The sequence below is a fragment of the Paenibacillus ginsengihumi DSM 21568 genome, from assembly GCF_000380965.1.
In the GTDB taxonomy this organism is placed as follows: domain Bacteria; phylum Bacillota; class Bacilli; order Paenibacillales; family NBRC-103111; genus Paenibacillus_G; species Paenibacillus_G ginsengihumi.
The window spans coordinates 221,503-233,721 of record NZ_KB905549.1; the positions used below are offsets into that span (position 1 = coordinate 221,503).

8 protein-coding genes are annotated in these 12,219 nt (G+C 58.5%); all 8 read right to left on the minus strand.

What is annotated here, in order from left to right; translation table 11 throughout:
- Position 1: 1 nt before the first annotated feature.
- Positions 2-1,936, minus strand: a complete 1,935-nt coding sequence (locus F591_RS29905; RefSeq protein WP_019532968.1) for an AraC family transcriptional regulator — start codon at positions 1,934-1,936, stop codon at positions 2-4.
- 233 nt (positions 1,937-2,169) lie between these two features.
- Complete coding sequence (locus F591_RS0102310) at positions 2,170-3,489, minus strand: ABC transporter substrate-binding protein (protein WP_019532969.1); 1,320 nt, start codon at positions 3,487-3,489, stop codon at positions 2,170-2,172.
- Between the two features lie 75 nt (positions 3,490-3,564).
- Positions 3,565-5,157, minus strand: coding sequence for a response regulator (locus F591_RS0102315; protein WP_019532970.1), 1,593 nt, complete (start codon positions 5,155-5,157; stop codon positions 3,565-3,567).
- Positions 5,150-6,925 carry a cache domain-containing sensor histidine kinase gene (locus F591_RS0102320; protein WP_019532971.1) on the minus strand — a complete coding sequence of 592 codons (1,776 nt, stop codon included), beginning with the start codon at positions 6,923-6,925 and terminating at the stop codon, positions 5,150-5,152. The genes F591_RS0102315 and F591_RS0102320 overlap by 8 nt, the downstream gene beginning before the upstream one ends.
- A gap of 144 nt (positions 6,926-7,069) precedes the next feature.
- Complete coding sequence (locus F591_RS0102325) at positions 7,070-7,759, minus strand: DUF1961 family protein (protein ID WP_019532972.1); 690 nt, start codon at positions 7,757-7,759, stop codon at positions 7,070-7,072.
- A 141-nt stretch (positions 7,760-7,900) separates the two neighbouring features.
- Complete coding sequence (locus F591_RS0102330) at positions 7,901-9,229, minus strand: ABC transporter substrate-binding protein (protein WP_019532973.1); 1,329 nt, start codon at positions 9,227-9,229, stop codon at positions 7,901-7,903.
- 232 nt (positions 9,230-9,461) lie between these two features.
- The gene (locus F591_RS27225; protein ID WP_019532974.1) at positions 9,462-10,424 is read right to left on the minus strand and encodes a helix-turn-helix domain-containing protein; all 963 of its coding nucleotides are present in this window, start codon (positions 10,422-10,424) and stop codon (positions 9,462-9,464) included.
- A 95-nt stretch (positions 10,425-10,519) separates the two neighbouring features.
- Positions 10,520-12,085: an extracellular solute-binding protein gene (locus F591_RS0102340; RefSeq protein WP_019532975.1), complete on the minus strand. Its 1,566-nt coding sequence runs from the start codon at positions 12,083-12,085 to the stop codon at positions 10,520-10,522.
- Between the last annotated feature and the right edge of the window lie 134 nt (positions 12,086-12,219).

Genomic DNA, 12,219 nt, shown 5'->3' on the forward strand with positions numbered 1-12,219 from the left:
ATCAATGCGTCCCCAGCAACGTGTCCGCAATCTGATCCACGACCAGATTGATCGCCATCGGGCCGTAGTAGCCGATCCACATCGTCGTGTCGACCGTATAAACGCGATTGTTCTTCACCGGCTCGAGCGATTTCCATGTCGTCGTGCTCTGAAACTCCTCCACCAGCCCTTTGAACATATCGTCCGTCAGCAAAAAGTAGTGATCCGCGCCGACATCGGCGAGCGCCTCCAGCGACACGTGATACGACGTATCGTTCGCTTCAGCCACCTGCTGCGGAGCTTTCAGACCGAGATCCTTGTACAGAATGGCTCCGGTGCGGTGTCCGGGCGTATGCACCCGAATCATGTCGTCGCGCGGCCGAATCAGAGCGACGGTCTGTCCATCCAGCTTGGCGGCTAAATCGGCAACCAGCCTGGCCGTTTTTTCCTTGTACGCCTGTACGGTCTGCTCGGCTTCCTTCTCCTTGCCCGTGATTTGGCCGAACGTCAGGAGCGTATCCCGCCAATCGTCATTGCGCTTGAACATCACGGTCGGCGCGATTTTGCTCAGGCTCTCGTAGATGTTCTCATGAAATTCCGTGCAAATGATGAAATCCGGGTTGATCTCCAGGATCGCTTCCAGATTGGGCTGCTCGTAGGTGCCGAGCACTTTGACATCCTTGAGCTTGCCGGCCAAGTATTCGGGGAAGTCCGCGGCCGCTCCGGCCGCCTTGACGCTTCCGGCCGGCTGCTCGTTCAGAGCGACAAGCTGATCCACGTACTGGACATCCAGCACGGCGATCCGCTGCGGCTTCTGCTCGAGCGTATGTTCCCCTTTGACATGCTTGATCGTTACCGGGAATGCCTGCTGTGCGGTTTGCGCAGCGCCCGGGGCAGCCGAAGTTCCCGGGGACGCCGCCGGATTGCCGCCGCTTCCTGCTGAGCAAGCCCCCATGAGCAGCATGACAATAAGCAAAATGTGAACTGCCAACATCGATCTCGTACGCGTATGCATGAGTGAGGCCCCTCCGTCTGTCAGTTGATAATGATTTTCATCGTCAACAACACTATAAGGAAGAACCCGCCCCAAGCCAATGGACGATGGCGACACGGACGATGAACTTATGCGACGATCGCGCCGAAAATGCATGGGAGAAGCGCCGAAATGCTTTTTGAACGCCCGGCTGAAATAATACAGGTCGTCGTAACCTACCGCTTCGGCAATATCTTTGACCGCCCCGGCTGTATGCAGCAGCATCGCCTGCGCATGATTCATGCGCACCCGAATCAAATACTCTATCGGGCCTATCCCGCAGCGCTCCTTGAACCGCCGCTGCAGCTGCCTGGGGCCGCAGTTTACCAGCTCCGCCAGAGCGTGAAGGCTTAGCGGCTCGGCATAATGCTCCTCGATATGGCGGATCGCCCGGCCGACCGGATCGATGCGGAGCGTCTCCGCGCTCCCCGCGAGCTGCCGCTGCTTCATCACCTCGTACACGAACTGGTGAAGCAGAGCGCGCACGTGAAATTTCTCCAGCGGGTCGTTCTGCAGCCATTGCCGGTGCATCTGCTCGATGCGCGTATACAGCGGCAGCGGATCGGCGGGGGCGAAGCCGTATCCGGCCTGAAAAGCATTGCGGTCGCGGTACAGCTCCAGCAGCTCGCGGCGGCTTGAATGGGGCATGACCGCTTTGTAGAAAATTAAAAAATAATCGATGGCCTCCGCAACCCGGACGATATCCAGCGATGCGCCCTTGCCGGCGTGGCATATATAGCAGCCGTCGCTCGCATGGGCGGCGCCGTCGATATGGATCTGTCCCCGTCCGCTTGCCGCATACAGGAACGTGCTCGCCGGCAGGCGGAGGCGGACGCTGTCTCCCGGCAGGACGGCGGACCGCCGTATATCGAGCACCCGGATGGATGCGTGATTCCAAAGCGGCATTTGATGATGCACGGACATTCGCTCACCTTCGAGATCGCTTGCTTACGCTTCGCAATTAATAACAATAATCATTATCAATTATAGCAAAAAAGCAGCAACCCTTCCATGAAAGATTCATTGGGAAGAATTGCTGCCAATCCCCGATGTTCCATGCGGGGCGGTCGGTCGCAGCCCGTCACAGCGCAGCGCCGCATGCGAACACGCCGGGGCTGCACTCCGATGCGAAGCGAGCCAGCCGGTCTTCTATGCCGCTACTTCTTGTTTTTGGCCAGGATCGCGTTTGCTTCCTTGCGGAATTTGGCCGCCGCATCCTCGACGGAGATTTTGTTGTACAAAATTTGCTCGCTCGTATCCTTCAGCAGCTTCTCGACCTCGATCGAGCCGATCGGGTTCGGCGGGTCCATCGGGCTGCTGTTCTCCTCGGCCCAAGCGACGTAATCGAATACTTTGGCTTCGTCGGGAGTAAGCAGCGGCTTCAAAGCCTCCTTCACCTTGGACGATACGGGGACGCCGCGCTCGCCCTTGATCAGCTTGTTCGCTTCGATATCGTTGATGAAGAAGTTGATGAATTTGACCGCTTCTTCTTTCTGCTTGGAATTGGCGGTGACAGAGAAGTACATGCTCGGCTTCAGGAACATGCCCTTCTTGGCGTTCGGCCCGGGCATAGGCTGCAGCTCAAGCGGACGCTTGGCCGCATTGGCCAGGCCGAGGAACTGATTGGACCAGCCGTTAGACGAGATCGAGTTGCCGAGCACCATTTCGTCGTCCTCCGGCGTGCCTTTTTTCGTCGCCTCTTTATCCAGCGAGAGCAGATAGCCGGCGTCGTACCATTTTTTATAGCGGGTGAAATAGTCGATGAAATGCTTGTCGTCCTCGTAACCGAGCGTCGCCCCGTCAGCGCTGTACATCTTCTCGTCTACGGTGCGCAAATAATAGGCGAAGAAGACGTCGTGCCGCAGGCCGCCCATGAATTTGCCTGCCGACTTCATCTTGGCCGCCAGCGCGTCGAGATCTTCCCAGGTCCAGTTCTTGTTCAGGGGCACCTCCACGCCCGCCTGCTTCAGCATCTCCCAATCCATGATGGATGCGAGCGCGTTGACGCCGGTCGTCATGGCGTACAGCTTGCCGTCGATCTGCCCGCCGGCGATCGTGTTGGGGCTGACCGAGCTGACATCGAGCAGCCCGTTCTTCGTATAAGGCGTCAAATCCTCCAGCTGCCCGCGGCCTCCGTATTGCGTCAAATACGAAATATCCATTTGAATGATATCGGGCAGCTGATTGGCCGCCGCCTGCGGGGCAAGCTTCTTCCAATAATCGTCGAACGATGCGTATTCCGTCTCGATCTTGACGTTAGGGTTCTGCTTCTCGTACATCTCAATGACTTTCAGCGTATAGTCGTGACGGGCCTGCCCGCCCCACCAGGCAATGCGCAGCTTGACGGGGTCGCCGCTGCCGCCGCTCCCTCCGCTCGCCGGCTGCCCGTCCGTTGGAGCGGCGCCTCCTCCGCTGCCGCAGCCTGCGGCGGCAGCAGTCATCGCTATCGAGAGCAGTACGGTCATCGCTTTCTTCATCGCATTTCCCCCTGTTCGAAGAGCTTCTGTTGGTAGTGCTTACATAATTCATTATCTTCGAATATCGCAGGGTCGTTAATCCAAAAAACCGTCATCCTTGTTTAAAAAACCGACCTCTGTCGGCGCCTTGCTGTATTCCGAGGGCGTGCAGCCCACATACTTTTTGAACACTTGGCTGAAATATTGGGGGTTGTCTCCGAAGCCGAGCCGTTCGGCCAGCTCGAAAATTTTGATGTCCTCGCCGGAGGCAAGCCACTCGGCCGCGCGGGCGATGCGCTGGCGGATGACATAATTGGAAAATTTGTCGCCAGTCTCCTTCTTGAACAGCTTGCCGAGATAATCCGCGTTCATATACAGCATGCGCCGGGCTACCCAGTTCAAGGAAAGCTCCGAATCGCCGAGATGCTCGTCGACGATGTCCATCACCTTGCGCACGATGGCGGAATGCTTGCGTTTGTTCAGCTCGTACTGCCTGTGGGCGATCTCCTTGGCAACCGACTTCACCAGGAACTGGATGCTCTGCAGCGTCTCCATCTGCGTCAGCGCGACCAGTTGATCCATCGCCTGGTTCGCCTGACCGGGCGGGCCTAAGCGCACGATGGCCATGAACAGCTGAACGGCATACGATTTCGCCGTCTGAATATCGGAGCGCAGGCTGCCAAGCTGCTGGAAAAAGCGGTCGATGGCGCTGCTCGCGTCGTCCCAGCGGCCGGCCTTGAGCTGGAGGATCAGGTCCTCCTCGTCAAAGGACAATTCCTTGCCTTCGCCGGCGTCCGCATCGGTGATATCCTGACGGGTGATCAGGCTCCCTTCCCCCAGGTAAAAGCGGTGCTTCAAGCATTCCAGCGTCTGCCTGTACAATCGGCGGGCGAAGACGATATCGTCCGCGTCGCTGAGCGCAATCGTCAAATCGATTTTATAGTAGCCGAGAAACGTCTCGCGGATGCGGGCAATGCGATCATGCAGCCGCTCCGGCGCTTCCTCGTCTCTAATCACGACCAATACGTGCTCCCCGACCGTCGAGCTGAGCAGAGGCTGGTTCAGCAGCTCCTCCGCGATATTTTTGACGGCGAACAGGTGCTCGAACTCGAACCGGCCCTCCAACTGAAACACGATCAGGCGCACCTTGCGGCCGTCCAGGCGGAGATCGAACAGCTCTCCGTAATACTCCCAGTCTTTGCCCCCGTAAGTTTTGTTCGTGACGAATTCCTTCAGGAACTGCTCTTTGACATGCGGGAGCACTTTTTCCAGTCCCTGCTTCAAGTTTTGGACGAACGTCTCCCTCCGCTCGGATTCGCGCAGCTCCTCCACCAGCTCACGCAGCGCTTCCACGATTTGCGCTTCGTTGCACGGCTTGAGCAAATAATGCCGGACGCCGTACTGCATGGCCGAGCGGGCGTAATCGAATTCGCCGAAGCCGGAGAGCATGATGAATCTCACGCCGGGATATTGCGCCGTAACTTTGGCGACCAGTTCCAGACCGTCCATCCCCGGCATCCGGATATCGGATATGACGATATCCGGCGTATCCCGCTCGATCATTGCGTACGCTTCCAGCCCGTTGCGGGCAGTGCCGCTGAGCGCAGTGCCGGCCGCCGCCCAATCGACGATGCGGGAGATGCCGTCCAGGATGATGCGCTCATCGTCGACAAGAAGCACTTTATACACGAGAACACCCCGTTTCATAAGGTAGTCGGATAGCGACCCTCGTTCCTGCTCCGGGTTCGCTGTCCACCTGAATTCCGTAAGCTTCGCCGAAGGAGAGGGCGATCCGCTCCCCGATATTGCTCAGCCCGATGCCCTTCCCGTTCGTGCTGGCGTCGCCGGCGCGCACCAATTCCAGCCGCTCCGGGGACATGCCCGGCCCGTCATCCTCCACCACCAGCAGGAACGACTCCGCCTCCTCCACAGCGCGAATCGCGATGCGGCACGGGTCGACGCTCGGCTCCAGCGCATGGTGAATGGCGTTTTCGAGCAAGGGCTGCAGCGTCAGCTTCGGAATGCAGTAACGGTGCAGCCGCTCGGGAACGTCCAGCCGGAAATCGAGCCGCTCCGCGAACCGGTATTGCTGAATCTGCACGTAATGCCGGACGATGTCGATCTCCTGCCCGACCGTAATGAGCGAATCCTTCAGGCTCATCGAATTGCGCAGCAAAAATCCGAGCGCCTCGACCATGCTCGAAATTTGCGGCTGGCCGTTCAGCTTGGCGAGCCAGTTGACCGACTCCAGCGTGTTGTACAGAAAGTGGGGATTGATCTGCGCCTGCAGCGCTTTGAATTCGGTTTCCTTGATGGTCAGCTGCTTCGCGTAATTTTCCGTGATCAGCTCGTCGATTCTCCCGATCATCGTGCGGAACGTCCGGTGCAGCTGGCCGACCTCGTCCATCGGCAGCTTGGCGACGACCGACGCATCGTCCAGATCGCCCAGGGAAAAGTCGCCTTTTTGCGCCTGCTTCATGCGGGCGATCAGCGCTTCAATCGGCTTCGTAATCCCCTTGGAAAACTGTACCGCGAGCGCAAGCACCGTCAGGAGACTGACGACAAAGAAAATCAGCAGCACGTTCTTCATCCACGCAATCCGCTCGAAAATGTGGCCGAACGGAATGAGGCTGTAGTACGTCCAGCCTGTATTGGCCGAATAGAAATGGGAGAGAAAATAGGGGCGGCCGTCCAGCTCGGTCAGCTCATAGCCGCCCCTGCCCGCTCCCTTGGCCAATTCGGGCAGTTCGACGCCGCCCTCGAGGGGGTAAACGATGTCAGCCCCGGACGCCACGATCAGCTCCCCGTCCTTCAGCGCCGTGCCTGCGGAGACGTCCTCCACAATCTGGTCGAGACGGACGCGGACGATGACCATCCCGATCGCATCCAGCTCCAGATTCGCGGCGTAGGAACGCACGATCCTCGCGCTGATCAGCGAGGCGTCCGCCGCCCCCGGATAAATCCAGCGGGCCGAGCCCGGCTCCTTGGCCGCCTCCCGCTCAATTAGGCGACGCTGCTCGGGAGTGAACGGCGCCCTCATCCCCGCCGTATATTCGTTGCCTGCCATATCCGTCAGCTGGATCGAATAAATATTTTGCACGTATCCGGCATACTGGACGAGCCTCGATTCGATCTTGGAGCGCAGCACAAGCGCCTCATATCCCGGCGGATCGCCGTTCATCGTCCGCAGCATGTTCTGAATCTCCTCGTCGGTAGCCACGTTGAAGGACAGCTGTTCGATCTTCCTCAGCTCGTTCTCGATCCCTGTAGCCGACAAGTTCAGCACCTGCGACGACTTCTCGTAGATTTGCCCGTCGTAGATGGAATAGGCGTACTGCAGCGCGCCGAACGTGATTGCGGCGCAAAAGCCCATCATGACCGCCAGCAGCAAAAACACTTTATGCTTGATCCGCATGCTGCCGTACCATTGCCGGATCGCAAGCGCGATTCGGTTCATCGTCTGCGTCACCGCCTCCGGGGGATTTCTCCGCTTTGCTCGCCCTTCTCCTGAATCGCAGCCCCAGCCATAGCGGCGCGGCCCCGCTCCCTCTGCAATGCCGAAACGCCGAGGCGCTGCTGCGCATCGGCGTACGGAATCCTTTTATCGTTTGACGGCATATACTTTGAAATTCGCGTATTCGGCAATCAGCGGAGCGAGCTGCCTGAACCCGATCCGGCCCGCGCCGAGCACCGGCCCAAGCGCTTCGTCGTCCGTCCAGCTGAGCACCGGCAGCCCGCCGATGGAGAAGCGGATGTCCGGGCCGCACTTGAGCAGCCGGATGCGGTACGGGCCTTTGGCGTCAGCCACGCCTGGAATCGGGTCCGCTCCCTGCGCGACCAGGTGAAGGCCGTAGCTTTTGCGCAGGTTGGAGACGTGGAAGGCCCGCTCTTCCGCCAGCGCCCGGCGGAAATAGGCGATATGATAAGCGTTGATATCGCCATGATGATACTGGTCGTAGATGCCTTCGCGCTTGCTGAGCGACGGATCGAGCACATCCTGGCCGCCGCGCCCTGTCGCCGCGAAGAACAGCATGCACAGGCCGGGCTCGCGAATCGGCCAGAAATCCCATTCCGCGGCGAACGAATCCGGCAGCACCTCCGGGCACCAGAAGACGAAATTGGCCTTCTGCCCTTCCGAAGCGTCAAGCCGGCTCTCCAGCCGCATGCGGCCCAGCGGAAACGACGGCTCTCCCGGCCCTTCCATCCGAAAGCCGGCGACGTCTTCCGCTTTGGCAAACGCATTCTCGTACAGCAAGTCGCCGATCGTAAACCCTTCAAACCATTCGTTCATGTGGATAGAAACCTCCTGTTGCCGCGCCGCCATCGCCGCGCTTTATCCATTAGACGCCGATGACTGGCGAAGAGTCTCGTCACCGGCCGTCGCCTTCGTATACAGCAGACGCCGCATTCAGCCAAATGCAGGCGCAAACCGTCAGTTCTTCTTCTGGAAATCGTCCAGCAGCTTGTTCGTCTCTTCCTCCGCCGTCCTTAGCGCCGTGTTCAAATCCACCTCGCCGGACGCCACCTTATTCAAGCTTTTCGTGTACGTCGCAAGCACCGGCACCTGGCTTTCGAGCACCGATTTGTACGCCATCTCGGGGAACTGGTTATAGAAGAAGGCGCCGTAGTTTTTGCCCTTGAACTCGCTCTCCTGACCGAGTGCCTTCTGGATCGTTTCGTCCTTCAGCGTCGTCATAATGCCCTTCTTGGCCATATCGAGCTGATATTCGTCGGACGTCAAATATTTTATGACCTTCATCGCCGCGTCCTTGTTCTCTGCCATCTTCGTGATCGCGAAGTAGCCCGGGTACGATTGCGGCCCGACGCCCGGCAGATCGCTCATCACCGGATAAGAGACGATGTCCCAGTTAAACTTGGACAGCTCCTCCTTCTTGACGATCGGCAGCAGCGGCGACGAGACGAACATCGCCAGCGTCTGTTCGGTTGCGAAATGGCCCAGATCCAGCACCTTGCCTTTAAAATTCCCCATAGCCTTGCGATATACCGGCGTATTGGTCGGCTGAATGAGCATGGCGTCGATCACTTTCTTCCACCGCTCATCCTGCAGCGTCGACCGCTGCGTCTCCTTGTCCAGCAGCGGAATCGAGTACGGATTCGTAAGGAACATATGGTTGACCGATGGGGAAAAGCCCGTATATGAAATGCCGTCCTGCTCGATGCTCAGCTTCTTGGACAGGTCGGCGATCTCCTCCCACGTCATGCCGTCCTTCGGATAGGGCACGCCGAACTTGTCGAATAAATCCTTGTTGTAGTACAGCGCCATCCGTTCGTTATACACGGGCAGGCCGTAAATTTTGCCGTCGCCGAGCTGCTTGATGGCGTCGATCAGCGTCGGCTCGAAGCGGCTCAAATCGACATTGTGCTTCTTGATCAGCTCGGTCATATCGTAGCTCAGCTCGTAGACGAGGTTGCTTCCCGGGAACGAGCCGATCGAATCCCAGTGGATGTCGATGCGCGTGCCGGCGTTAATCAGATCGGGCAAATCTTGTCCTTGAGCCCTCTGAATATACTTGATCGTATAATTCGGAAACTTTCGCCGGATCGCATCGCCATACCGCTCATTGAAGCTGGCCTCCGAATCGCGGCTCATCGAATAGAAAACGAGCTCGGCCGGCTCGTCGCCCGCATCGGCAGGCGGAGCTACCGTCGGCTCCTCCACCGCACCGCCGCTGCACGCCGTCAGCGCAGAAGCCGCCGTCAACGCTGCTAGAAAAGTAATCGCCCATTTGCGTAAAACCATCGCAAGACACCCCTATTCTGATCGTTTTTGATGATAACTGTCAGCCGCAAACGCTTCCGAAACGACGCCAAATCGCCAATTGCGGCTAGCGTTAAGCTTATCTTAAATGATCGGAGGGCGCTTGTTGTATAGCCGATCAGGACAAAATCCTTGCTAAACAAGACAACATGCAGCAGGACGGGGTTCTGCACTCCTCCGAGCCGCCCCCTTGCGGCTTCTTCCGCTCCTTCGCCTATCCTCGCCGAACCGCCGCTGCCGCCTCGCGCTGCGTCGCCTGGTCCGCAGCGCGTTCCGGCACGGGAGTCAGCCGGCGGTGCTGCTTGCGGTATTGGCCCGGCGTGCACCCGACCTGCCGCAGGAACAGCCGCGAGAAGAACGAGGCGTCGCCGAACCCGACAGCCGTCGCGACCGCTTCGATGCTGCGGCTCGTCTCCCGCAAGAGCTGCCTGGCCCGCTCGATGCGGATATGCTGCAGCGTCTCCGTCACGCTTTTGCCCGTCTCGTGCTTGAAGATCCGGTTGATATGGCGTTCGCTCATATTGAAGCGGAGGGACAAGGTCGCGAGCGTGATCTTTTGCGAAAAATGGCGTTCCAAATACGCGCGCATCCGTCTTGCCGTAATCTCGTGGCCGTTCGCCGCAGCGGAGCGGGGGACCGCTTCGTTCTCCGCTTGGGGGGCGGCGGCGTACCGGGACAGCAAGATCAATACTTCGGCCAGCTTGTTCCTGGCGGCAACGGCATAGCCGGGCAGCCCGAGCCTCATCTCGCGCAAAATGTCCTCCAGGAGCCCGAGGAGGGCGGACGATTCCTCGCTATCCAACTGCAGCGCCGGCGGAAATCGCGCAGCGCCGTCATAGATCGGAGCCAGATAAGCAAGCCCGGCCAGCGTCGGGTCGGGCGGAAGCGAGGATACCAGGCATTCTCTGCGGAACATGCAGTTGACGATCTCCAGACTGTCCCCGCTCCCCAGCAGATACTGGTGCGGCTCTCCCGGATGCACGACGAACACGCTGCCGGCGAGGAGCGGGTGACGTCGGTCGCCGACGAGATGAACGCCCGTTCCATGAACGACATACACCAGCTCGTAGAATTCGTGCCGATGCATCGGCGGATTGTCGTACGCTTGGTGAGCGGCGCGCTGAATCCACAAGGGGGCGCCGCCTCGCGCATAGTCCGACCATCTTTTGACGATCATGCCCATACCTCCCTGCGTCTAAAGCGAATATACGGCTTTGCGCACCTGGAAAAAGAGCGGGCCGTGATGCCAGGCCCGCCCTTTCGTGGAATGAATTATTTCGGCAATTTCGCGTACAGCTCGTTGATTTCTTTCACATAATCGTCGCCGCCGCTCTTCTTCCACAGCTCGATGGCTGCCTCCCAACCGGCGTCGTCGATTTGGCCGACGATATATTTGACGCGGGCGTCGTTGATAATGTTGTCCAGCTGAGGACCTTTCTGGGCGTACACTTCGGAAATCAGCGGCTCGGCCGGGTTGGCCACGACGATCTTCTCGTTCTCCTTGATCGTCTCGGCCTGCTTCTTGCGAATCGGCGTCTGTATCGGCTTCAGCGTGCGGTCTTCAGGAATGAACATCAGCATCTGGTTGAGACCCGTCAGCTCGGAGTCCAGCATAGCAATATCCTTGGACGGCTGGATGCCGTTTTCAGTCTTCGTATAATGCTTGCCTTCGATGCCGTTTTGCGCCAAAATTTGCAGCTCCGGATCATTCATCTTGTCAAGGAATGCGAGCACCTTGCGCAGCTCATCCTCGTTCTTCACCGCCGTTTTGGACACGGCGATCATCATGTTGTAGCCGGAGGTCGGCAGCGTGCGCAAGCCTTTCGGCCCTTCAACCGAGCCGATCACGTCCGTGAAGGACACATTGGGATCGGTCGTTTTGCCCGCCTTCTGCTGCATGTCGTGAATCTTCTCGTCGACACGCGCAGCGTTGTCCAGTACGTCGACCATGACGCCCGCCTGGCCGTTGATGAGCGGATCGGAATATTTGGCGGTATCGAATACGGCGAAGTCCTGGTTGATCAGCTTCTCGTCATACAGCTTCTTGAAGAACACCAGCGTATCCTTGTACTCCTTCGTCATGAAAGCAGGCTGCAGCTTGCCGTTTTCGTCTTCGCCCCATTTGTTGGGAGCGCCGAACCATGTCTGAATGATGTCGAACGGGCCGCCCCAGCCGCCGGTCCATTTGGTGACGACCATGCCATACGTATCGTCCTTGCCGTTCTGGTCCGGGTCTTTCTCCTTAAACGCTTTCAGCATATTATAAAACTCGTCGATCGTCTTCGGCGGCTGCAGACCGACATTGTCGAGCCAGTCCTTGCGGTAAACGATCCCGTTGCGGCCAAGGTCTCTTTTGCGGTAAATGCCGTAGATTTTGCCATCGACGGAAGTGTTGTTCAGCACGATTTCGTTCGCCTGGCTCAAGTTCGGGTAATCCTTGAGGTAAGGCGTCAGATCCCAGAACGCTCCGGCTCTGGCGGCGTTGACGAAGCTGGACGATTTTTCAATGACCATGAGCGTCGGCAGCTTGGCCGAGGCCAGCGTAATGTTCACCTTGTCCCCGTAAGAGGAGTTCGGGACCCATTCGATATGCAGATTCGTATTCGTCAGCTTCTCGATTTCCGCAAGGACCGGGCTGTCATCCTTCGGATACTCCGTCTTGAATACCGGCATCATGATCGTAATGTCCATCGGCTTGTCGGAGCCTCCGTCGCCGTTTGCCGCGTTATTCTCGCCTGCCGGCGCTCCTCCGCTTTGGCAGGCGACGGATGTCAGCGCAAGCGCGGTGACGACGATCGATGCGGCCCATTTTTTCGCGGCTCTCTTTCTCAACTTCATGCTGGTGCCCTCCTTTTTGATCATTGCGATATAGTGTATGTCAACCCTCCCGCCCTGCTGGCGCGTGCCTGCAGGACGGGGCGAGTCGAAACCGATAACAGGCAGCGGTGCGACCTTCGCGCTTCGAGCCTCGC